Below are 25,094 nucleotides of genomic sequence, written 5' to 3' on the forward strand. Positions count from 1 at the left end.
GCCACAAAGTGGCTACATGATGTTAGCCATGTGTGAATGAGCGAAGCGAAGAACACATGGTAAAATTCAGCAAACAATTGAGCCACAAAGTGGCGACATTAACGATTCATTCTAGACCAATTTTAAATCTGCCGCCACTTTGTGGCTTGATTCTAGAGGGTATCCTTTCAATGCGTTCTTCGCTTTGATCATTCACACATGGCTAGCATCATGCAGCCACTTCGTGGCAAAATACTGCTTCGTTACGCAAGGTTGAGTTGTTTATATTGTGTAAGATGCCCTCCACAAGTCACAGCACTATACTAGGGCAAGCTTCAGGTACCTAAAACCTTATTTTAGCTTGTTCATATTGTTTGTGATCATCCATTATAATCAAAAAATATTCCCAAAATACTAAAAATGCTAGAATTCCTGACATCTAGGCTCACCCTACAGCCCATTAGAGAATACTTCAATCCGGTTGTTCCTTTAGAAACTTCGGAAAACATTAAGCCTCTCCCCCCCTATGATGGTCCGGTATTATTCCCTTGGGATGAAATGCGTGCGCTTTACTATCGCAACGGTATTGTAAACAGAGCTGGAAAAACACTTCCGAAAGCATTTACAGTCAAAGTCCCGGCTTGGGGAATACCGCAATGGAAGATGGCCTTAGAAATTATTATAAGAGAAATGCAAGGAGATTCCAATTATTGCATGGGAGAGCTGATAGCCTTTGTGCGATTAGTTTCACCCCAAGAAGCCTTTGCTGAGGATGATACGATATTATTTGATGGCGGGATAATGGATGCAATCCACCGCACAGATAACAGTGAGTATTATGTGCGTTTTGCAGATAATTGTGTGCCTGGGTCTGGAAAATTAGTGCGCAGATTGAATATTTTCCGGGGAGTTCCCAGCATGCCGGCAGACATTGATTGGAGAATTGAGGCTAAACGTGCGGGCATCTCGGAAAGATTATTATGCGGAGATGCCTTGGTGAGATTTCTTGCCATAAAAAAAAACCGGATGTTGCCAACCAGTTATCATCTAAACCAGATCAGAGAGCGATGTCTTGGAAATTTTAAAGATGTCAATCCCTACAATCAAGAAAACAACAAAGGCGTAGATCCCCAGGGAAGTCAGTTTTTAATCGTTACTGTAGGACCAAAAGACTTCGAAAATGATGTGAATATTACGACATCTCTGAAAAAAAAAGGTCTTTTTGAAACAGTAAAAATGGATTTAGCTCCAGCATTTCAAAATTAGGTCCGCCGGAACGTTTCCGTAAGATCAATGAACTTGCCTTGATTGAAGAGCTAGAAAAGATATTTAAAGAATTGGATTGCGCCGAAGAACTTGCCGCAGGGAACTGGACCCCCTTTAGTGAAGATAATAAAGGGGTTATCAAAGCGTTTCTAGGACGTCTCTTGCATTGTAGTGAGATTGAAGATCCTGAAGGCTGTGGAAAAAAGGGATGGGGAAAGAAGATCTTTGATATCTCCAGAGGAAGGTTCCTTTGCATCAGGAAAGACCTGATAAGCCTTTTTAAAGCTTTGATGGAAGAAGCAAAAGATATAAATAACCAGATTTCCCCTACGCGCTTAATTGAAATGGCGATAGATAGTGTAACCATTTCCATCAATGACCATAGTTTGAATCCCGAGCCCTTAGACCACTTAGCGTGTGCTTTGATTGCAGGAAATGCCATCCAAGAGATGAACAGAACCGCTGAGCTTCCCGGAGTTCCTGCTACGCTGCTAGAAACATTGTGGAAACGCCTTTATCCACAGTTTTCAACTATGTTGAAGCACGAAAATCCAGTATTTCCAAAGTTATTATCAGGCCTCCTGCATAATGAACTTACATCTTTTATACAGGTGGAGCTGTTCCTTCAAATGTTCTGTCTTCAGGCTCTATGGGAGCCGGTGAATGGACGAGAATGGCATCAGCTCTCTGTGGTATTGTCAGATCATGAAATGCCGGTGGGAGTAATTCAATTAAAGACGTCTGAAGCTCAACTATATATTCCTGTGGATATTCAATTTGAAGGGATTATTCCCCGAATAACAAAAATCCTGGATGGATATGCGGATGAAGAATCTATCAAAAGATGGAATGAAGTTATCACAGAAAGCTGTCGGGTTATTTGTGAATTTCCATTGATCAAGAACGCGGGCCCTACAACACAGGCCTGGAAAGATCGAAAATTTATCGGCAGCGATTACAGTGTGCTCTTTTCTGAGCTTAACACAGGATTAAATTCGCGCCATATCGCTTTAAAGGGGTATTGTTATGCTCTCTTACTGCGTTATTATAGCTGTGATCCTTCAGAAAAACTGCTCGAAATTCTAATTGCTAATTTCCCGCAGATTTACAGCAAGTCACCTGATGCAACAACCAAGAATAGGTTAATGGTTTTGTTTAAGGAGCTCATCGTTTCTGTCTATCCAAAATGCAAGCTGAGTTTTCCAAATCAATCTTCCATCATAGATATAGCACAGGCGTTGATGCTGTCATTTCATAAGCCTGGGCATGGGCTTTATGCCACCATGGTGAAGATGTGGGAAAAGAACCAAATGCAGTTATCATCCGGTGAGTATGTTGAAGCTGCAAGCCGAGTGGCCAGAGCGTTTCTAAGCGAATATTTTCCGACTGTATTAGGACTTTGGGCAACAATTCAACCGATGTGGCGAAATGTAGATCAATCTCTCTTTATTGCTATTATCGAGTGTATTGTCCGTAAGAACATTCAAGAACAAAGAGCTATATCAGAAGAAATCAGAGGCCTAGCTAACATTGCGCTCCCGGAAAAGGTCGATGGATTTTTGATTAATGCGTTAGAAAAACTTCTAGGAATTCTTTCCACATTGGAACTTTTTCCGGAGGGCTATGCCCTTGTGCAAGACCCTAATTTTAGTCTTTCCGTAAGAGCGAAATTTATTGGACAATATGAGGCCTTTTTGACCAGTAAAGGCGGCGATAAAGCTCTTTGGTTAAGATTAGAATTGGCACAAAAACATAACTTAGATAAATCCCACTTATTTGATGACTTTAGCAGATATTTCCATGCTTTAGGGAAAAAGGTATCTAAAGAACAGATCAATGCTCTTCTAAATAGCACTTTGAATGGTCTTCAAGTCGATAGTACAGATTTAATATATCAAATCACGTTGAATAAGATTAATTTAGGACAACTCCTGGAAGCTTCGCAACAACTTGTACTCGCGATAGGAAAAGTCCCCACAACCCCTCTTTGGCAAAATTTATTTATTAGAATTTTTAAGGAAGTCATAAAAAAAAGGGATAGCAAAAGCTTAAGGGGCATTGCCAATGGAATAGGAAAAAATCCCGCTCCCTTTTGGGATCCTTTTTTATGGAAGTTCTTTAGTGAATATCTTTTTCCATTCGGAGGAAAGCTATCTAAGAATGATTGGGAATTTATTACTTCTGCAATTCAGCGCTTGTTGGTACCTCAGCAAGATCTGTCCAGAGAAGGGAACCAGTATAAGCTGGTCTCTGAATTATGTAGTATAGCCCAAAAACTATTGCCTAAGACCGAGCTACGCCTCAGTCCATTGCTCTCTTTTATCTGGACCATTATCCTAAAGCAGAAGGATACTCCTATAAGTACACCTGAGCATTATCTCATGCTGAATAAGGAGCTTTTAGGCTCTGCATATGTCTATCAATTTCAATCAGGCACTTTGACAGATGAGATCCGTCGTATTTATAGACCTATTCTGACAGAATTTCTTGCTGTGACGGATAAATATTTTGACCTCAAGAATACCATCGGATTATTCCATTACTTATATCTTTGGTTTGGCTCAACCGGAGATGAATTACTTGAACACGCACCTTTCATTGTACGCGCATTAAAAGCAGAGGCGCACCTTCCATCAGCATTGCTGCAGACAATCCATACAGTTTATGCAGATAAGTATAAGGGTCTGAACGCACCGGTAGAAACCGATCATTGGAAATGCGTTGAAAGGCTATTTTTAAGCTGTTTTGATATGAAGTTATATGCCCAGTCGCTGCATTGGTTCCGGTATATTCTTGCACATGCACCCAAAACATATTCCATAGCTCCACAAACAGTCGATCAGCTATTTGAAATCTTGCGTAGGAGTGTCAATGACTCTTCCTTGTCCTATGAAGCGAATGCGGTAGATATTAAAGATTTTATTGGGAAACATCCATCAGCTAAAGCTGCAGCTAAAAGTAAATGGATTGAGCAATCGTATGTTCTCAAATCTATGAAAAAATACGACTTATGCGTGCAAACCCTCCTATACGAAATCGAAACATTTGGCGAACCTGAAGTTATTGAAATTGAACAAATACTTAAAGAGTGTGTCTTACACTGGAATAAGCTAAAGAAACCTAGAAGCACTATCAATAAATTAGTTCAACTTGTTCAAAATTATCCTCTGAAAGGTGTTGTTGAATTACTTGCATTTTTCCGCCTATTTTCATATTTGGAAAAATCCGATAGAAATTCTATCTATTTAATGCTCAAAAAGGCTGAAGCGGACGATTTCTTCAAAGGGCAGCCTTATCCCCGAAAAGAATGTTGGACGATTGCGTTAAAGTGTATGAAGGATAAGGAAGAAATTTTTGCCCTTTTTGAACCCGGTTCATTATTTCACCAAGCCTTCCCCAAAACTTCAGATCCGCTTGTCCTTTCAGATATGTATCTAGCCTTAATGAGATCAGCACTTCGAAAGTTGCCTTTCGTAAGAAACGAACGAGCGAATCAAGTATTGTACAGTGTCATTACCTTTTTTGATGATATCAAAGAACTGTGTAAAGATTATGGTTTAAAACTCTATCCATATCATTCTTCGCTCTCTTTTTGGAATATTTGGATGTACAAAGATCTAAGTGCAGATTGGGAAAAGGCAGACGAGACGCTTAGAGCTCTTTTAGAAAATAGTAGGCAGGCAGCCTCTATTATCGCAAGGAATGTAAAAGTGGGACATTTTGCCCGTTTTTATGAGATAAGGGTGAATGTTTTGATGATCGAAGTAGCACGTAGCATTCATATGCATGTGAAAAAGGAGAAGACTGAGGTTGATGATATTCTGATTACACGTTTTATTCAATCCTATGAAAGTATGCGCGCAACTCCGAAGCCATTCTATTTTAAATTCCATCCTACAGCGGCCATGTTTTTGCAACGTTTGATGACCCTTCCCTTAAACCCACAACAGAAACTGCTGTTAGCCGAGGAATTGGTAAAACATATGAAACGAAGTTCGGATATGGTAAGGCAAGCACAGCGCATGCTGAGGGAGGTCATGTACGTTTGTTTGTCAGATCCTAAGAAATACAGGCATGAAGCACTTCAGTTCAAAAAAATCGTTACGGAAATTTTCAATCATCCTATGCCTTGCAGAGATATATTGGCTGCTCCCACTATGGAAAGAATACTCATGCAGCTTAGCATGTATAATTGTGCATTAGGGATTGAGAGGGATCAGGTAAAAGCTTGGCAAGATAAGATTGACTGTTGCAGTACACTCCACCGTTATAGAATGCTCATGCAAGAGACGCCTCTTTTTGAAAAAATGCTTGTAGTATTGTGGACGAAGTTTTTTGGACCGGCAAAATAGTAAAAAAAGACTGTCAGAACAAATGTTGTTCTGACAGTCTTTTTTAATCGTATGGTTTTAGCGTGCTAAAAGGGGAACTTCACGCAGATCTAAGAAGATATTCTCGATGTCAGATTTGGCAGCCGAATCATTTTTACGCTGTGCATGAATTGCGTAGAACGCTTTTTCCATCGCATCGATATCTTTATCGCTTAGCCATTCCTTGAGTAATCTTGCTTGTTCCGGTGTGTAAGTGTCGTCGCCGTTGATGAACTTAAGCTCAACTTCCATCTGCAGGAATTCTTTATTGGTATGCAGCAAGTACTGATCGATGTCACTGCCACCACCTCGGATAGTGCGTGAAGGGATGTCGTACACAAACATACGCATATTCTTGTCCTTCATTGCTGAGCTCAGTTTTATAGATTCTTCTTTCCAAAATGTTGCTTCATGTTGTGATAAACAGCCGACAGAGGATATTTGGCCATCCTTCACAATGACTAGGACTTGGAATAGATCTCTTTGGTACTGGCTGCCCACATCTACCGGTTCTCCGAAGAAGCTGTTCATAATGCGTGGAATATAGTTGTTGGTAAACCACAGCTTATCGTTTACAAAGCCGGAAAGGAATTTCACTGCAGGATTAGCGGCATTTGAAAGCCCGTCGCTTAATTGGAAGATAGAGGGGAATTGGATTTCCGCTTTTTTAAACTTGCTTAAGAAGCTCCAGCCTTTGTTCACAAGCTTCTCGACATTGCCAAGTGCTTTTCCTGGACGGAAGTTCAGCCATTTGAAAGTAGAGTAATCAAAGTTTTTGGGCCATTCTGCTTCAACAAATTGGCTAGGAACTTTCGCTATAGTTTTGACAGCAGTATTTGCTTGCTGCGCTTGGTCGATATCCATTTCATTTTCCAATACAGCCTGAACCATTGTCTGTGCACCTAGGATATCCTGGGTATTGATATCGATATTGTTGCCATCTTTGTAAACGAGGACCTTTGCCGGCATGGGGGGTACCAATACGCCGTCTAAAGCTTCTTGGATTTTAATTTTTTCTGTGGTGGAGAAATGCTTGCTCTTTGCGATCACGGCATACAATTCTTTCTTAGCAAGTTCGATGACAAGCTTTGTAGCCATTTCCTCTTCGATTTTACCAAAAAGAGCGCTAGGTTTGTCTTCAACGATTGGAATCAGGAAGTCTTCGAAATCGGCAAAGATTTCATTCATTCGGTTGATGTCATTAGCAATAGTGGACCACTCTAGCAGTGCAGATTTTGCGAAAATACCTTTGTCTTTGATAGCTTCGCGAATGACGTTATGTAATTTCTTGCGGTAGCTAATATAGTAAGACTTCAAAATCATGTCTTTTTGACTCTGACGAGCATCTTCAAGAATAGTTCTCAAGTTTGGTTTTGAATCGGCAGGACTTAAGCGTTGTGCTGTTTCATGTGTCATGGCAAAGCGGATTTGCTTTTTATTCGTGCAGAATTTAGCGAGCTCTTCAAATTCACCTGACATCAAAAGTTTGAACACTACCTTAATGTCTCTTGTACGGAATGCTTGTTGGAATACGCGGAATAAGGGCTGTTTCTTGTACAGGATCAACTGGCTGCGATATTGTTCTACGTTCGTTCCAAAGTCGTGGTTTTCATCGATATATGTCAGGTATTCTTTAGGCTTGAGTTTGCATTGATCAAAAGGCTTCGGTGTTTTAGAACCGATTTCGCGATACACTAGCTGGTCTTTACCCTCTAAGGTTGTAAAATAAACGATGGCTTTGATGTCGGGACGATTGCTTGCGCAATGTTCATCCATGACATCTGCTACGAAAGTATTGCTCAAGCCTTTAAGTACGGCATTACCATCAGTCAGCATACTGAATTCAGACGTCATAAATGACATGGCTAGGGCATTCTCTAAAATGCCTGCCGGGGTTTTCGCATCTAATATCAGTGTATCGTCAATACAATTGGTGGATATAATATGTGCTGCTTCCCCTGTAGTCGCCGGATCTTCAATCACTTTGAGATTATCAGGGCAGGATTTGATGTTGTAAGGCGTGCCGGTATCCAGGATAACGCGTTTCCATAAGGAGGGGAAATTCTGGTTGTTAATGCGGTTGCAACGTGGCCAGTATTTCATCTCGCGGTAGCCGAAAAGTCGGATGAATTGGAAGATCGCTTCAGGATTGTTTTGCAGTGCTGCAGTGATCTGACTCTCGATTAATGGTGTGTTCTTTTCGCTAATTTTTGCCAATAGTTCAGGATCGTCTTTCAAAATGATCGTTAGCTTATTATAGAAGTGAGTTTTTTTGAATGTACGCGAACGGCTTTGCATTTCTTTGCGTGCGCCTTTGAAAAGCTTAATACGCAGATCATCGGCTTCTTTTTCTGAGAGGCCTTTGTTCAAGTAGGAAACATATGTTTTGATGGCTTTTTCATACGGGATCTGTATGTCGTACCCGGCATGCGGATTCATGTTTCCGGAATGAGGAGAAGCACTTTTGCCCACAATCGCATAGTCAACGTAGATGTTCAGATCCATCAGATAAGGGACAAGTATGGATAAAACGCCCTTAGCCATACAGATTTGTTCATAAGAGGATTTGTTGCGCAGTATGGCGGGGATCTCCTTGGATTCTGCCGTAACATATTCAACAAATGCCTTCTTTTCAGTGTCATCATGGAGCTTGAATAATGGATTGGTGGTCAATCTCTGGGCTGCTTCTTTAGCGATCGTTGTCAAATATTCTGTCTTAGTAAGATCTTCTAAGGAGTTCGAGCGGATTTTATCCAGGATTTCGGAATTCATGACTAGTTGGCGCATGCACTCTTCCATCACATTTTGGTAGCTTTCTTCGATAGATTTCTCTTCGCCGATAGGGTGATTGAGTTCCCCCTCTTTCGGATCATACTGAATGTGGGCTTCGTCTTGTATCGCTACACCTTTTGTCCTTAAAGTCATCAAGGCCATTTTATGGTGTACTTGAGAAAGGAACAGGGTTAAATCATTTTTGCCGGAACGTTTGGCGTAATACACCAAATCCATTAGGTTTGCATCTAAGGATTGTGCTTCTGAAGGAACGATATTTACTATTTCGCGGTTGCTTTGGGCTCTAGCTAGCATCAAATTCACAGCTTCCTGCTGTTTAATGTTACGCATAGTCTGGCGGGAAACCGGCATATTGTTGGCGGACTGATCAAAAATGGTGTGGCCTTGTTGGCTGACTTGGCGTGCGTTGGTTTCTTTTAAGCCATCGGTGAAAACGTTGAATACGATGTTCTCGCCATCTGCAAGTTCAGAGTCATTCACGGGGATCATTTGAAAGGTTTTGCCTAATGACATCAACATAACCAAGAAGATATTTCCTTCTTTCGTCTTAAGCATTTCTGTTAATGGATCTGCCTGCACATCCCATATCATCGTATTGGTGTAGAATTCGAAGATCATGTAACGCAATGCGAGGCGCTTAGGAACTTCGGCAAAGTTATAGGCACGCTTAGCTTTGATCTCTACAGAGATCGCTTCCAAGGTTTCGATGAACTCCATCGGGTTATTCTTGAGATCTGTATAAGAGAGCTTTTTAAAGTTTTCTAGGATGCGGCCGATTTGAGCTGCACGTGTTGCCATAGCAAGATAAGCCACCACAGCTTTTTCAATTTGGGCCATTTCTTCTTGTGTAAAGCCTAACTCGATGCCGATTTTAGCCCACTGATCATGCAAAAGTGCTTTTTTTAAGCTTTGTAAGGTGTATTTATCCTGAGGACGTCTTGCATTAATAATTTCCAATAGGTTTTTGATGTCTTTTTCACATTTGTCCTGGAGCATTCCATGGAAGGAGCCTAATGCCAACTGCATGTTGCAAAGGGCTGTAATGCCTTTGCATTCGATTTTTTTATTGCTGTCGCCTTTTCGCTCATAAAATTTCTTCAAGCTTAAGTTAATCTCTTCAGCATCTTTAAAGTCTTCGATTTGTAATTGCACGTTGCTATCGTCTACTTCTACAAAGCCTATGTCAAATATACTGCTCAATGCACCATCCACAAAGGCATCTATGTTATTTAATCCGGCATACGAAGGATCCATATAAGGTTGAACTAGCGGAGTCTTATCTTCAACGGCATTTTTAGCCATATTATACGCTTTACTTACGCCATGTGCACCTAAGTTAAAGAGGGTATTGTATGTCGTAACACCACTCAAAGCGGATAGGAAGCTACCGTATACCTTATCAAGAGATATTGTACCTAATGAACTGAAGAGGCTTGCAGTATTATTGTAATTGATAGATTGAGAGTTCAAGTTGTTTAAAAACTCGTTAAGTTTTTGAGTTTTTAGAGTTGTATTGGTTTGTGCCAGTATTTCGTTTAGGAGCTGAGGGATGTCTGCAACAAAAGTAGTTTTATTAATGTAACTTAAGAATTCAATGAGCTTCCCTGTTTGTCCGCATCTTCCCCCTTTAGCAAGTTGGAGCATTTCTGTTAATTTCTCGGACTGTTCTGTTGTACCGTAGCCGAATGCGATGGCGTAGTAGCTGGCGAATAGTGGAATGACATTAGCGATGAATTCGTCTACTTTATCCAAGGGAGGATTGTTCTGAGGAGCCTGCATCTGTGCTGCAAGAGAAGGAACATCGAGGCCGCGGATGCCGATTGTATGCTCAGTGTACAGCCCTTTAGCCAGACTAACGCCTGCTGACGCCAATTTTCCTATCAATCCAAGTGTGTTAGGAACTTCGACGACATTGACGCTTGAATAACTGGAAGATGTTCTAACGTATTCTGTCAATAACCCTTTGGCTTTGAGAGAACGTGTTTTGGTTTTATCCAATTTATTGGTGAGTTTCTCATAGCGGCTAGACAGGTGGCTTGGGAGCATGAAAACACTGGATGTTGCATTCCATCCCATTTGGTCAATAACACCAAGGAGAGAAGGCGGGAGACCGCAGCCATTTCTAATGAGATCTTCAGCGAGAGTATTAAAACGATTGAAGAGTCTTAATTCTTCGTCATCAGTAAGTTTAAAGCGTTTTTCTTTCTCGTTAAAATTAGCTTCCAAATCTTCTTTGCAAGCATTCAAATGCACCATGGATTGTGAGATGACATTGATATTTTTCAATTGTCGTTCTTGACCGGCTTGTGTAGGCTTCTCCAAACCGGCATACATTGCATTATTTTCTTCAATCGCAGCAACAATGCGGCGGCGCATACGGGAGATGTTTGTATTATGAGAAGGGACCAATGAAAACATGAACAACAAGCGGGAAAGATCAATCTTCTCTTTTTTAAGCTTTATGACCCTGAGCATTTCCAGGCATGTTTTCTCAGCTAGTTCACCCTTGTTTTGCAACAGGTAAAGACAGATAAGATACATCATGGATTCAGGATCTTCACTGACTAGCAATCCATTTTTATTGATGTCAAAGGAGTAGATCTTTTGGGTCTCAGTAGACTTTGTCTGTTGGATACTTCCGAACCATCTTTCTAACACACGAGCAAGAGATCCATGAACCCCTACTTTTGGGATAATAGTAGTGGCGTAGGAAGAGATCCACTGGCCTTCAGGAATTAATACTCTAGCATCATTATTATTGTTCTTTAGCAGCAGGTAAGAAGGCATTCCATGTAGTGAAGGGTGGATCTGCTGAGCTGCTAAGTGGAATCCGGGCTGCTGTACAGATTCGGCAAGCTCCTGGCCATTTTGCTCAACAATATTGAATGTTAAGTTGAAAGGTTCCAAGAATATCTTGCTTAGCTGGTTTTTCAACTTGCTGGTAAAGCAGAACATTTTGTTGTTAGGACAAAAACGTGTCAGAGGGAAAAGAATATGTGCAAATTGCTTATTAGGAACAATCTTGTATTCTTTTCTTTTATGGTGGATTTCGAGGATATGGCAGATTTCGAGGATGGCGTTTCCTTCAGAAGTGGATTTCGTTTCTAATAAAAGAGGGGGGGTATTCTCGAATTCAACGTAAATTTTCTTGATAGCTTCTCTTGTGTCTTCAATCCAGAATTTGGCTTTGCCGAGTTCAGCGGCATCGCCTTGGACAAATGGCAAAAGATGTTTAGAGATTTCAGGAGTGCTGATGTAAATGAATTTTCTTAAATCGCGTGAAGTGCGACTTTTTTTCTCGCTCATCAGCGCATTCACATCAATTTTCCGATCGATGGTGATCTCATCGTTTTCAGGACTAAAAGTGACGGTATATCCCTTTGTAGTCGAAAAGGTACCATCCGCCTTAAGCACAAGATAACGCTCAGATGGACAGATTTCCATCACTTTTTCACGAACGCGGAAGTAGGTGCCCAGACAGGTAGTAATAGGACCGTCTAAATAAGCTGTTTGCAGATTGATGGAAAAAGGGACTCCACTATGTTGGATTGTAAACTGATAATCACTTTGCCAGGTAATTTGGGATTGGGAAGCAAAAGCACTCATCGATAAATGGCGGTCTCTTAATAAATGTGTGGACAAAGAGCTGGTATATGGAGGATTGTCTTTGCACATTTTAGTAATCGTGGGGAGCCAGAAGCGGTATAATTCCCTGAACTCAGGTGTCAGTTGGTATTCTTTTGCTTCAGAACCGTTTTCTGCATGAAAGAAAAATGCGCGTGTAATAGCTAGACCGGCCAATTGGCGCTGCTCTTCGTTATCGAGATGATTAGGATCTTTAGGGTAAGTTAAAGCCTTTAATTGGAGTGCATAACCTAACACCTGAGAGTAGCAGTTGGAGGGGGCAAATTCTGCCTGCTCTTCTTGGATGATCTGGTCGATATTGCGATTAAAATCAGGAAAATCCTTGCAGAACTGGGGAGCTGATTTATGGATAAAAGGCTTAAGGTGCATTCCTAATTTTATCAACCAGAGCGCATGATGCTGCTGTTTATTGGCTATCAATGCGGGGATTTTCTGATTTAAGAAGGCGATGATTGCTGCAGCAACTTGAGGGGACGCTTGAAGTTGTTTTTCTAAGTTTCCAAAGCCTAAGAAAGCACTGTCAAAGATTTTCATCAAGACATCGTTATTGTCGGTAAGCTGATGTAGATACTTATCCAAGAAGTCAAGTGCTCTTAAAATGATATCGTCTCTTTCGACAAAAACGTTTTCTAATCCTTTTGAAATTTCTATGGCTAATGCACTGTTCGTTGTACTTACATCAATGCGGCCTTTTTCAGCGGCGATAATTTCTGACTGTGTCAGAACTCCACGAATAAAAGTATTCCATGCTGCAGGGGCAGTGAAAAAGTAATTATTCTTGGAAGGTAAAAGATTACATATGAGCGGATGATCCGTAGGTTTATCCAATAACGACTTCATATTCGAGAGAGCTCTTTGATAAAAGGCTTTCTCATCAAAATTGAAATCGTAGTTCTGTGGAGCAGCTGTCTTAACATTAGCAGCCTTAAACTGGCTTTTATCAGCAATACTGCCTAAGTGGGTAACCATACGGTTTGCTAGGAGAGTATGCAGTTTTAAATGACGGAAAGCAGCAGGGACGAGTTCTTCAGTACGAGTGAAAACTAGGCTTTCCTCAAGTAAAACACCTAGTTTCATACGGTGTGGTGTCTTTACGCTTACACCGACTGCCGCCAATTTGGTGTCTATATTCTTATCTGAAAGCAAACTATTTAAGTAACGTGTTTCAGGCAAGTGGTTGGAACTAAGGATATAAGTGAAATTATGCGCTTTAGAGTAATCAAAAAGACATTTTTCCATAGCGCTAACAATTGCAGGGTCGCTAAGCGGGTCGTCGGATAGTGTGTCAAGGTTTACATTCGGGATGAAATATGCACAGATTTGGCGCACTCTGTCCTGAAGAATCGGTGTTTTAAGTGTATGACCATGGCTTTTTACAAAAGCCAGGAAAGGATAAATGTTTACAGGTAATTCGGAGATGTCTTTATTGCAGCGCTTAGCCAATTTCTCCGTGATCGCTAGCGTGCTATACATCGCTACGATAGATCTGCTGACAAGATCAGGTGATTCTTGGAAATGGACGATGTTGTTATATAACTGTGTAGCAAGATTAGAGAACTTATCAAGATACAATTCCGGGTTCTCAATCGTATCCCATACATCTTTTTCACCTGCTTTAGGAATAGCCACAGATTCAGCGAAGTTAATTAAGGGGATGTAATGATCAAAGTTCTTGTTGTTCACTAAAGGAAAATTTAATCCAGATCCGGTGTTTGGTTGGATAGCAATACCATTAAAGCTAACTTTTGCAGAATTAAGGGCAAGAGGTGATTTATTTAAATGGAGATTGAAATCTCCTTCAGATTTGATTTTAGGATCGAAAGTGAATTCAATTTTCTGAGATGAATTCAGTGTTTTAGCCCAGACTTTGATAATATGTTTTAGTTGGTGTGAGTAGGTTTCCAACTTCTCCATCTCATCTCCCGAGAAGAACAGAACTCTAAGGATGAAATAGAGGATGATTTTGGAGATTTTCATTGTTAAGGAGCTGATAACGGTTTTGTACCAGTTATACAAAGGAGCGGGTAAGATCTTCTGTATGCCCCAGTTACCCCAACGAAGTAGCAAGATAGAAGGCGTTGTCCCTACGCTAAACTGATGGAACATCCAGGCTAATTCCAGAGCACTCATAGCTACGTATGTGTAAATGCTTTCAATCACCGTTTTCAGAAAGCCTTTTTTACTCAAAGGGACAGTATTTTCTGTGCCAGAAACATTTTTATGTTTCTGAAGTGCATCTGTAAGTGAATCAATGATCTCTTCAGCATCCTCGCCTAGGAACATGCAAAGCAAACCTTTAGTTTTTGCGATAACTTGAGTGTCTAAACCCTGGGATTGGAACAAGTTTTGGATTGCATCTAAGATCTTCTTTGGAATTTGCAAAGCGTGGTCAGTCTCAATAAAGTTTTTAGCTTCTTCCGATTTCCTGCAATTTTCTATCGCCTCGTTAATTTCATCAGCAGCAGCGTTCAAACCTATTATTAGCTGTCCATTTTCTTCGATCTTGTTCGCTTCGGATATCAATGCTTTGATAGCCATCTCTAAGTTAGCGCCTACAGTAGCATCTTTAATCTGCAAAGTTTGCTGCGGCCCGGTAAGAAACTGCTGGGTGTATTCTAGAAATGTTTTTAAACGTAAGTGAAATTGTACTAAAGGAAGAGGTGCCGCAGGGTTGACCATTGAAGCTAAGGCAACATCCAATTCGGTATGCAAACGGATCCCGGCAGGTAAAGTTTCAGCTGTAACACCATCTAAAAAAAGAGAGGTGGCCACTCCTTTAACGATATTAAGATCAAGGTTTGAACTTGTATTCTGTGGAGGCGCACTGCTTTGGCCACCCAAGTGTTTCAGTGGACCGGAATAGATATTTTCTGCTTTAGAAACAGCTTGGCTGCTTTTTAAAGGTTCTAAGGTATGGAAAAGGATCTGCTGTAGAAAGTTCTCGTCGACTTTGGCCGGGTCTACGTTGTTTATACGTAAAGGCCACTCTATCTGTGTCCCGAAGAACAGGGGATGTTTGTTCATGGCGGGTCCGGACGCATGAATGAGAAGAGCTAACTTCCCGTTCTCTAGACGTTCGAATTCAATCCACATAGCCCCTGAAGCTAAGAAACTATCGATACCGATGAATTCCATCAGCTCTGCGGGCATATTTTTCTGTAAAGAGTTGACCGTGCTAAAAAGCCAAGCGTCCAATCCCTTCATCAATTTTGCGCACGGGTCTTTAAGAAACTCTTCAGAAATTTTTCTTTCTAGTTCACGACGTTTCAGCTCTCTTTGATTAGGATTAAGTAATGCATTGCGATTAGCGCCAATCCAGTCGATCAAATCACTGGCAGTTTCATTAGGAACAAAGGCGGAGATAAGTTTTAGTAAGCCTTCTTTATGTGTTTTATCAACAATCGAAGGAAGAATATAAGAGAGGATGTTAGGGAGTGCTCTTTTGTCATCTTCGAAAAAGGCATCAATTCCTTTAAAGCCTATAACATTTTTTATGTCAGGGAAAAGGTTTTGTATTTCTGTGATGGCTTCATGCAAAGCTTTTTCAGCAAACTCTTGAGGTTCGGGAAATTTTTCTCCACTTAGGATAGCTGGAAAAGGATGCGGCAGGTAGTCCTTTGCATCTTGAGGAAGCAGCTTTAAAACTTCGAAGGCTGTTTGAATTGATTCAACACGTTGGCCATAAGCCCCGCAAAGCATCCATCTATGACCAGGCTGCAGCTTCTTGATTTTTTCAAGGCTTTCTTTAGAGATATCGGATACAGTTGTCTGATTATCAAGAAATTTTTTCGTAGCGGCCGAGATAAACTGGATACCGTCCGCGATTAGAGTAAATTTACTAAAGTATTTATCTTCAGGAGAAAAGAAAGGAGTATTATCCTGAATAAAACTAAGAATATAATTCAAAGACTCGCTTGTTACTTTACCTTTGAAGATAGAAAGGAAATTTTCGTTTGTAACACGTGGGGCGCTATTCGCTGCTGTAGGAGGAATGCATCGTAATATGGAGTTGTTATAGCATTCTTGTTGTGCAGCCATGGTCTTTTGAGAAAAAGTTTGCTTGATTTCTTCAAGTGATTCATTTTCAGGTAGTTGCACAAGAGGGGCCACATGGAGGTCTGCATTTAAAGCATAATCAATTTCGGCCATTACCGGAAAAAGTTCTAAAGGAATAGTTTCTTTGGAAGCCTTTAAAGTTTTGATGGCATCTTCAAAAACATGTGCAATTTTCTCTTTTTTCTCTTGATAAGAATCTCTTTGGCTTAAATAGACTGTAATACGGCCCATAAGGCTCTTACGGTCTACAATCCCAGAGCTGAAAAAGTTGCTTCCAAATAGACTAGGGACAAAAATTTCAGAAAGTTTATTGAGTAAAACGGTACGCTTGTCGTTCTGTTTAGAATCATTTTTAGCTGTTGTTTCTGTGGTCTCCATAGAGGAAGACCTTTTATCATTCCACTCCTTCAACACAGAAACGGCGTGTACTGTTCTCATATTTACTTTGGTAATATTGTTTATTTAACTAAATTTTACTACTTTATTGTTAAGAGAGATTAAAGAATGTGGTAATAAAAATTAATAAATTACTGAAGAATCAGCAAAAATTAAATGGAATTTGGAAAGAAATCTGATATTTATAGATTTAGTCAGGGATATTGATTACAAAAGAACGCTTAACCTATCAATGGCAGGAAAGCGGGTCATTGTGGACGTCGTTTTTAGCTACGGCTGCTTTACATAGGCTAATGCAGCTAATTGACGCAATAGCCCTTGTTTCCACAACCCGTGACGCAAAATATTCCACCGGCTGCGAATGAAACCCATAGTATTTAAACTTAAGTAGATGTCTAAAACTTCTTGATCTTTTGGATTCAGGAGGTTGTAATACCTCTGCTTAAAAGTCTTAGCTTGGAGTTGTTTCTTTTCTGAGAGCTCTTTGATACGATCCATGGAAGCGCGAATGTGTTCCATTGTCCCGAATTTTATTGCTCCCAAGGTATTATTTTCATGCTGTCTGTAGGATAAAGTTTGCTTATCGATAACCCCAATTTTTCCTATTCCCGCAGCTACCAGGGCGATCCACCAATCGTGCATTAAAGCTTCTTTCGGCAGGGGTGAAGCCTGCATAACCAAGGCTCTATTGCAAAACATCGCGCAGCCTGTCACTACATTTTGCGCCAAGAGGCGGTTCAATGTCGTTGTTTTGCTAGGGAAAATTCGTGTGAAATTCCAATAAGAAGGATGGATAAGGCGATTGTGATCATCAGCTAGCCTGAGATCAGAGTGAACAAGCAAGGGGATCTCTTTAGGCAGGCCTTTTTCCATTTCTTGCATCTTTTGCAAACTGATTTCCAGCTTATCAAAGTCCCATATATCATCTTGATCGCAGAAGCTGAGATAGGGAGCGCTGGAAGCTTGGATCAGTGCATCAAAGTTACCAATGACCCCTAGATTTTTGTTAGAACGTATAATCTTCATCTTACCAGGATGACGGATAGCAAATTCTTCCAGTATAGCCATACTGTCGTCAGTGGAGCCGTCATCGCGGGCTAGGATAGTCCAATTCGGGTAAGTTTGGGCTGCTATAGAGGCGAGCTGTCTGGGCAGGAACAAGCCCCCATTATAAACCGCTAACAAGATCTCAATACTTGGCTGGCTCATCTATGCTTCCTTTGGGGGTGAAAAACGGCACATGACCCTTGTCCATGCATAGTTGAAGATGCGTTTGGGCCCCTGAGTACGCCAAGTTTCTGCTAGCACCTGCCCAGCCAGATTAAGGGACCATTGGGGCTGTTGCTTGCCTAGGCGCTGGATCATCAATTCCAGAGGTGCGACAACATTTTGCCATTCAAAGCTGGGGCGTAAAGCCGCAATATTGCGGCGCATATCCTGCATCATCGCAGGTTGGTCGCAAAGGGTAGTGATAGCAGCCGCTAATTTGACGCTATCTTGATAGGGCACTGTAATGCCTAGGTTTTGCGAGCTTATCAGATCTCCAAAAGAGTCGCCGCAGGAAGCAACGATAGGCAGTCCGGCCCATAGGTAGTCTAGCATACGCGTTCTAAAGCTGAACTGGGTCTCCAGCGTATCAAAATGGGTGGAAACGCCAATATCAGCATCTAGAAGGTAATTTTGTCTTTCCTCGTAGGGAACCCATCCGTAATTGATGTGTACACAGTTATCTAGAAGGTTAAGTTTTTTAGCGAGATGGATCGTTTCGCGGCACATCTCCATTTCAGGAATAGCGTCGTTAGGGTGTTTTATTCCCATAAAGACTAGATGGACGTCGTTCCTTTCCTGACTAATATGCGCCATAGCATGCAGTAGCGTGATAGGGTCAAACCAATTCCAGATGCCGCCGCCCCATAAAAGCACTTTGGCATTTGAGGGGATATTGAATTTTTCTCTTAAACCCGGTCCTGTTTTTTTAGGGGGAGTGCTGCTAAGGCCTAGGGGGACTATGCTGAGCAGTCCTTCAAGAGAAGGCATGGAGTCATATAATTCAGGTGTTATTCTACCTAAAGAGAGGAGAAGTCCCATCCAAAGGTCATGCTGTCGTTGGTTTGCACAGATGACAGCATCGGCCATAGTAAAATCAAATGTAAACTGTTTGCAGATGCTAGCGTGTTTAATATTTCTTACAGACAGGGTTTGATGCTTAAAAATCTCAAGATTTTCTAAAGGCATCGGATCGTATGCATCAAGGATAAGCTTTGTCCCGGCTTTTTTCGCATTCCAAGCCATATTAGGGGAAATGGATTGTGTGATGACAATATCATGTTCACTTACGGCTTTTCTGAGAGAAATTTCTCCCGAATGAAGGAGAGTGAAGTTTTCCGCTGCAATATCTGTTTTGGCATAGGTCATCAGGGAAACAGTATGCTGCCGCGATAATACTTTGGCCATTTCCCAATAGCGGATTGCCGGTCCAGCCATAGTTTGTCCGACCTTGTCTAAACAGTAGAGGAGGATTTTAGCCATAATTATACTCCTTGATGGGGTGTCAATTCCCATTGATTACTTAAGAAAAGTCCTTCACAGCTGTGCGGATGTAGAAAACGGGGGTCGTCCGCCGGAGGATAGATAGAAAGTTGGATAGATACAGCTTCTAGCGGGATATAGCGTTCATTATGGATCATAGCGAAAGCATTGAGACGGTATTGTCCTTGGCGTAGAGGAAGCGTATCCAAATTAAGTTTAAGAGAGTATGAGCCTTTATTTTCCAGCAAAGCATGCAAATCCGGCTTGTCGGTTGTGCGTGCGCTTGCAAGGACTGTTCCGTAATGATTGATAATGTCGAAACCGATAATCATTCCGGGTGCAGGCTGGAGAATATCCAAATTCAGGACTACATCGATTATTTCACCTTGGCGGATGTATTGCTTGTCGTCTAGAGAATTTATGCCGAATTTGCGCATAAGCAGGGTTTTATCCCCGGCTTCTCCCTGCCAGAAAGTTTGGGGACTATGCACAGTTTGAAGATAGGCACTCACGCACGTTTCAATATTGCCTTGAGCTAGGACTTGTCCATTCTTAAGGTAGAGGCCTTTATCACATACTGCCATAATGGCATTGATGTTGTGGCTGACGAAAAGGATGGTTTTACCTTCTCCGCTCATCGCATCCAATTTTTTTAGGCATTTTTCCTGAAACTGCAGGTCACCTACGGAAAGGACTTCATCGACTATTAGAATATCAGGATCAATATGGGCTGCGATAGAAAAGCCTAAGCGTGCATACATTCCGCTGGAGTATTTTTTGACAGGAGTATCCAGAAATTTCTCTATGCCGGCAAAAGCGACAATCTCATCGAATCTCTCCGTAATTTCCTTTTCAGACATGCCTAAGATAGTGCCGTTAAGAAAGATATTTTCACGGCCCGTAAGGTCGGGATGAAATCCCGTACCCACTTCCAGCAAGCTGGCGATCTTTCCTGTTAAAGTGATAGACCCCTCCGTCGGGGATTGAATGCGTGCTAAAATTTTTAGAAGGGTAGATTTTCCGGCCCCATTCTGTCCTATGATGCCTAATCTTTCGCCTTTATGGATGCTGAAAGAGACATCCTTCAAGGCCCAGAATTCTTCTGAAGAAGGTTTTGGAGTTTTTTTCAACCATTTTTTCAAAGACCCCGTAAAGGCTTCCTTCAGAGTTTGGGGCCTTCCAACCTTATGCTCGAGGATGAATTTCTTTGAAATATTACGGACTTCGATTAATGGTTTCATTATAGTAGGTCTACAAGTTCTTCTTCTGTACGTTTAAAATATTTTAGGCCTGTAACGAAAAGGAGCAATGTGGCACCTAACGCGTAAGATACAGTCCAGAGGATATACGGATGTGATTGTCCCAGCAAAGACCAGCGGAAAGCATCAATCAACCCGACTAGCGGATTCAATGAATAGAGCCAGAGCCATTTGGAAGGGATTATGAAAGTTCCGTAGCCAACGGGGGATAGGAACATTCCAAATTGGATGACGAAAGCCATTAAAAACCTGACGTCGCGGTATTTGACAGTCAGGGGAGCCAGCCAAAGGCCTGCGCCCACAGAAAGGATATATGTCCAAAGAGTTAGGAGGGGGAGTGTTGCCAGATTGATAAGAGGAGGAAAAGAACCTAAAAAGGGGATCAGCAGGAGGAAAATCACCAGATTGACGGCCATGTCGACAATTTGTGCTGAAATCATGCTTAAGGGCAGGATGACACGTGGAAAATAAGCTTTAGTTATCAGTTGGCTATTGTTTAGCAACGCAGAGCAGCAGTCGGCTGAGCAGTTGGCAAAATATTGCCAAGGCAGCATACCTGCCAGTACAAAGAGGGGATAACTAACATTTTCTGAAGGGAAGCGGGCAATCAGGCCGAAAATCAAAGTAAACAGCAGCATTGTAAGTAATGGTTTTATCACTACCCATGCGATGCCGAGCACTGCCTGTTTATAACGCACCACTATATCGCGCCAAATAAAGAATCGAAGCAGCTGCCTATGATCAAGTAAGTCGTTAATATACTTCTTAAAAGACATTTCGCCCGCTGTGATGATAGTAGGAGCAGGCAATATAGGCTCTTGTGCTTTCAATTCTTCACCCTCTTTGAGCGTAGTTCTTTTCAATCCATTGGCGGTAGCTTCCGGACTGGACATGCTCAGACCATTCCCTATTATTTAAGTACCACGCCACAGTTTCTTCCAATCCTTTATTGAAGGAGTGGGCAGGTTCCCAACCTAGTTCCTGATGAATTTTCGAACTGTCGATGGCGTAGCGGTAATCATGTCCGGGTCGGTCGGGGACATAGGTAATCAACTGTAGAAGTTTATCTTCAGGAGCATCGGTCATTTTTGCGACGAGTTTTAGAATATGGTGGATGATATCCATATTGCGCCGTTCGGCATTTCCGCCAATATTGTATGTTTCACCTCTGCGTCCAGAAGTAAGCAGCAGCCATAGGGCAGCGGCATGATCATCAACGTATAACCAGTCACGTACATTATGGCCCTTCCCATAAACAGGCAAGGATTTCCCTTGCAGACAGTTTAAAATCATCAAGGGAATGAGCTTTTCAGGGAATTGGTAAGGGCCATAGTTATTGCTGCAATTCGATATGCAGGTAGAGAGGTTGTAAGTCACCGCATAGGCTCTTACTAGATGGTCGGAAGCAGCTTTGGAAGCAGAATAAGGGGAGTTGGGGTGGTAAGGTGTTGCCTCTGAAAAGAGGCCTGTATCGCCTAAACAACCGTAAACCTCATCTGTAGAAACATGGTGGAAGTGGATGTGAGGTCTTTTACGTACAATTTCTAAAAGCGAGAATGTTCCTAGAATATTCGTTTCTAGAAAAGCTTGCGGATTGTGGATGCTGCGGTCAACATGGCTTTCTGCAGCCAGGTGTATGATCGTGTCAATAGAGTGGAGCCCGCAAACTTCTTCCACGAGTTTAGCGTTGCGGATATCGCCGTGTACAAACTTATATCGAGGGTTTTCAGCGACAGAATTTAGGTTTTCTAGGTTGCCTGCATAGGTCAGGGCATCCAAATTAACGATGTGTCCCTCGAATTCAGGAACTTTTTGTAGCAAGTGACGGATAAGCGCTGATCCGATGAAGCCTGCTCCGCCGGTGACAAGGATGTTTTTAGGATTTCTTTCAGCCGGCATAAGAATACCTCAACGAGCTATTTTCACTTCGTTTTGCCACTTCAATCAGATAGTTGCCATAAGGGCTTTTGCCTAGTTTCTCTCCCAGCGCTTGAAGTTGTTTTGCAGTAATGAATCCTTGGAGGAAAGCTGCTTCTTCAATCGAGGCAATACAGCTGCCTTCGCGCTCTTCCAATACTTCGACAAACTGGCTTGCTTGCATTAAGCTAGAATATGTTCCGGCATCTAACCAAGCATAGCCCCTGCCCATTAGAGCAAGGTGGATTTGCTTACGTTTGATGTATTCACGGTTTACGTCAGTGATCTCCAGTTCTCCGCGGAGGGAAGGTTTCAAGTTTTTAGCTATTTCCACAACTTGATTGTCAAAGAAATAAAGGCCTGTCACAGCAATGTTAGACTTAGGTTGAGTAGGTTTTTCGACAATGTCAATGGGTTGCAGTCTATCATCTACTTCTACTACGCCATATCTTTGGGGATTTTTCACCTCATAACCAAAAATAGTAGCCCCTTCTTTACGCTGCACAGCGCTCTTAAGCAATTCAACCATTTGATTGCCGTGGAAGATATTGTCTCCAAGAATCAGGCACACATTATCTTTACCAATGAAGTCCTCTCCGATGATAAAAGCCTCGGCAAGTCCATTTGGCTGATCTTGAATAGCGTAGGTGAATTTCACTCCAAGGGAAGAACCGTCGCCCAAAAGTTTTTTGAAGCCTGCCTGATCATGGGGAGTAGTAATGATCAAAATATCCCGTATGCCTGCCAGTAAAAGTGTCGAGAGGGGATAGTAGATCATCGGCTTATTATAAACCGGCAGTAGTTGTTTAGAGACGCTTATAGTGAGGGGATGCAAGCGTGTGCCGCTCCCTCCTGCGAGGATAATGCCCTTCATACGGTCGTCCTTTCTTGTAAACATAGCTCTAACGCTTGCTTCCAATGCGGAAGTGAAATATTGAATGTATTGAGGATCTTTTGGTTGTCCAGGAGGCTAAAAGCAGGCCTTTTTGCCGGAGTAGGATATTGCGTTGTCGGTATAGGTTGGATTTCTACCTGAGGATTAGGGCAAAGGCGGAAAATTTCCTGTGTGAATTCGTACCATGTTGTTTTGCCTGCGCAGGACATATTATAAGTGCCCCATTTTTCTTCCTTATTTGTGTACATGACCTGATGTAAAGCTAAAGCAGTACCCTCAGCTACAGAACGTGCCCACGTAGGGGCGCCGATTTGATCATTGACAACTGAAATGATCGGCTTGGTTTGGGCCAGGCTGAGCATTGTCAAAAGGAAGTTTTTACCGCGGTTTGAATAAATCCAGCTTGTGCGGAAGATAAGGTATTTGCAGCCGGAGTTTACAATAGCAAGTTCACCTTGCAGCTTAGCAGAGCCATAGGCACTTAAAGGTTTCGAAGCCGCTGTTTCGGAATAGGGAATTTGGGCAGTGCCATCAAAGATATAGTCGGTCGAAAAGTGAACAAGGATAGCCCCGCTTTTGCGGGCTTCGTCAGCTAAAATGGCCGGTCCTTTGGAATTGACGGCATTGTTAAGGTCTAACTCACTTTCAGCTTTATCTACAGAGGTATAAGCCCCTGCATTTACAATGATGTGCGGACGCACTTTCTGTACTGTAGCACGTATCGTTGCTGCATCTTTTAGGTCGAGCGTATCATAATCCGTAGCGAAGACTTCCCCTAATGCAGATAAAGTGCGGTGCAGTTCCCAGCCGATCTGACCGTTTTTGCCGATTAATAAGATCCTCTTCATCGTAGAGCCTCGATCTCACTGAATGACATTCCCACGGAATCTTTGGCAGATAAGCTGGGCAGGCCTTCAATGGGCCAGGTAATATTGAGATACGGATCGTCCCAACGCAAAGTTTTTTCAGCTTTAGGGTTATAGTAATCTGTCGTTTTGTATAGGAATTCCGCGACATCGCTAAGAACAAGGAAACCGTGGGCTAGTCCCTTTGGAATCCATAAGCTTTGTCTTTTTTTATCATCTAGAATCACGCTGATCCATTGTCCAAAAGTAGGGGAGTCGGGACGGATATCCACAGCCACATCAAAAACAGAACCTACAGAAACCCGTACTAGCTTTCCTTGTGGATTCTCTTCCTGAAAATGGAGTCCCCTCAGCACATTTTTAACAGAGCGGGAGTGATTGTCTTGAACAAAAGTGTCGGCTACTCCGGTAGCCTCGCGGAATTCTTTTTCGTTGAAGCTCTCGTAGAAGAAGCCCCTTTCATCACCAAAAATACGATGTTCAATGATTAAAACATCGGGAATTGCAGTAGGAATTATTTGTATTGCCATTGTATTCATCGTCGAAGCTAAGTCGGCACATACATTACGCCTTTCAACTTCAGATGTCAATGTGCTGAAATTGAAAATTACAAAAGACAATTACGAGAGAAAAACAGAATATTCATTTGTCTTTGATGCTTATATCTTTTATCTCTTTCATGCGATTCAGACTGGACATAAAATATTTATCTCTTCATCAAGAAATAAAACTTTAGGTGTGAAAATGCTAAGTCTAATCGAATATCTATTGGGTGTTTACCCTCTTCTCCCTGGAGATCTCCAGCCAGTGGAACAAAAAAAAGGAGATCTTAAGGAATCCTTAGACATAAGCGATTTTCTAAAGATAGAAGCCGCTCCCGCAGTCACTCATCCCACCCGTTTAAGACCGATGAGGAAAAAGAAGCATCAGAGCAAAAGTGTGTCTGCCCCGGGTATTGAAATTTTATCCCAAGAGACAAAAGTAGAGTCTCAGCGTTCGCGAATCTATACAAGTGCCGCTTCTCAGCCCTCAGTCTTAATCACTACGGGTTCCGCTTCCCAACCCGTAGTCTTAATCGATCAACTCAAAGCTTATCAACTTAAAAATAACAAGGAATAAATTA

Annotated in this window: 12 protein-coding genes; 3 read left to right on the forward strand and 9 right to left on the reverse strand. The window is 41.9% G+C overall.

What is annotated here, in order from left to right; translation table 11 throughout:
* The first annotated feature begins 399 nt into the window (after positions 1-399).
* Together WC222_11935 and WC222_11940 are read left to right on the forward strand one after the other, a co-directional pair.
* Complete coding sequence (locus WC222_11935; protein MFA6917100.1) at positions 400-1,245, forward strand: hypothetical protein; 846 nt, start codon at positions 400-402, stop codon at positions 1,243-1,245.
* 38 nt (positions 1,246-1,283) lie between these two features.
* Positions 1,284-5,597 carry a hypothetical protein gene (locus tag WC222_11940; GenBank protein ID MFA6917101.1) on the forward strand — a complete coding sequence of 1,438 codons (4,314 nt, stop codon included), beginning with the start codon at positions 1,284-1,286 and terminating at the stop codon, positions 5,595-5,597.
* 57 nt (positions 5,598-5,654) lie between these two features.
* Here WC222_11940 and WC222_11945 read toward each other — a convergent pair whose 3' ends face one another.
* The 9 genes from WC222_11945 to rfbC all read right to left on the reverse strand — a co-directional run bounded on the left by WC222_11945 (position 5,655) and on the right by rfbC (position 24,501).
* Entirely contained in the window at positions 5,655-16,547 is a 10,893-nt protein-coding gene (locus WC222_11945) for a DUF3638 domain-containing protein (GenBank protein ID MFA6917102.1), read from the reverse strand.
* A 228-nt stretch (positions 16,548-16,775) separates the two neighbouring features.
* Positions 16,776-17,714: a glycosyltransferase family 2 protein gene (locus WC222_11950; protein MFA6917103.1), complete on the reverse strand. Its 939-nt coding sequence runs from the start codon at positions 17,712-17,714 to the stop codon at positions 16,776-16,778.
* Positions 17,715-19,034 carry a glycosyltransferase gene (locus tag WC222_11955; GenBank protein ID MFA6917104.1) on the reverse strand — a complete coding sequence of 440 codons (1,320 nt, stop codon included), beginning with the start codon at positions 19,032-19,034 and terminating at the stop codon, positions 17,715-17,717.
* Positions 19,035-19,036: 2 nt separating this feature from the next.
* Positions 19,037-20,275, reverse strand: coding sequence for a polysaccharide ABC transporter ATP-binding protein (locus WC222_11960; GenBank protein MFA6917105.1), 1,239 nt, complete (start codon positions 20,273-20,275; stop codon positions 19,037-19,039).
* Entirely contained in the window at positions 20,275-21,186 is a 912-nt protein-coding gene (locus WC222_11965; protein MFA6917106.1) for an ABC transporter permease, read from the reverse strand. The genes WC222_11960 and WC222_11965 overlap by 1 nt, the downstream gene beginning before the upstream one ends.
* Positions 21,128-22,192, reverse strand: a complete 1,065-nt coding sequence (rfbB, locus tag WC222_11970; GenBank protein ID MFA6917107.1) for a dTDP-glucose 4,6-dehydratase — start codon at positions 22,190-22,192, stop codon at positions 21,128-21,130. The genes WC222_11965 and rfbB overlap by 59 nt, the downstream gene beginning before the upstream one ends.
* Positions 22,182-23,084 (reverse strand): glucose-1-phosphate thymidylyltransferase RfbA, encoded by a 903-nt coding sequence (gene rfbA, locus WC222_11975; GenBank protein MFA6917108.1) that lies wholly within the window; start codon positions 23,082-23,084, stop codon positions 22,182-22,184. The genes rfbB and rfbA overlap by 11 nt, the downstream gene beginning before the upstream one ends.
* Positions 23,081-23,953, reverse strand: a complete 873-nt coding sequence (rfbD, locus tag WC222_11980) for a dTDP-4-dehydrorhamnose reductase (GenBank protein MFA6917109.1) — start codon at positions 23,951-23,953, stop codon at positions 23,081-23,083. The genes rfbA and rfbD overlap by 4 nt, the downstream gene beginning before the upstream one ends.
* Positions 23,950-24,501, reverse strand: a complete 552-nt coding sequence (gene rfbC / locus WC222_11985) for a dTDP-4-dehydrorhamnose 3,5-epimerase (GenBank protein ID MFA6917110.1) — start codon at positions 24,499-24,501, stop codon at positions 23,950-23,952. The genes rfbD and rfbC overlap by 4 nt, the downstream gene beginning before the upstream one ends.
* Between rfbC and WC222_11990 the strand changes: the two genes are divergently transcribed.
* Complete coding sequence (locus WC222_11990) at positions 24,455-25,090, forward strand: hypothetical protein (GenBank protein ID MFA6917111.1); 636 nt, start codon at positions 24,455-24,457, stop codon at positions 25,088-25,090. The two genes, rfbC and WC222_11990, sit on opposite strands and share 47 nt — an antisense overlap.
* Positions 25,091-25,094: the final 4 nt, after the last annotated feature.

The sequence above is a fragment of the Parachlamydiales bacterium genome (assembly GCA_041671045.1).
Classification (GTDB): domain Bacteria; phylum Chlamydiota; class Chlamydiia; order Chlamydiales; family JABDDJ01; genus JABDDJ01.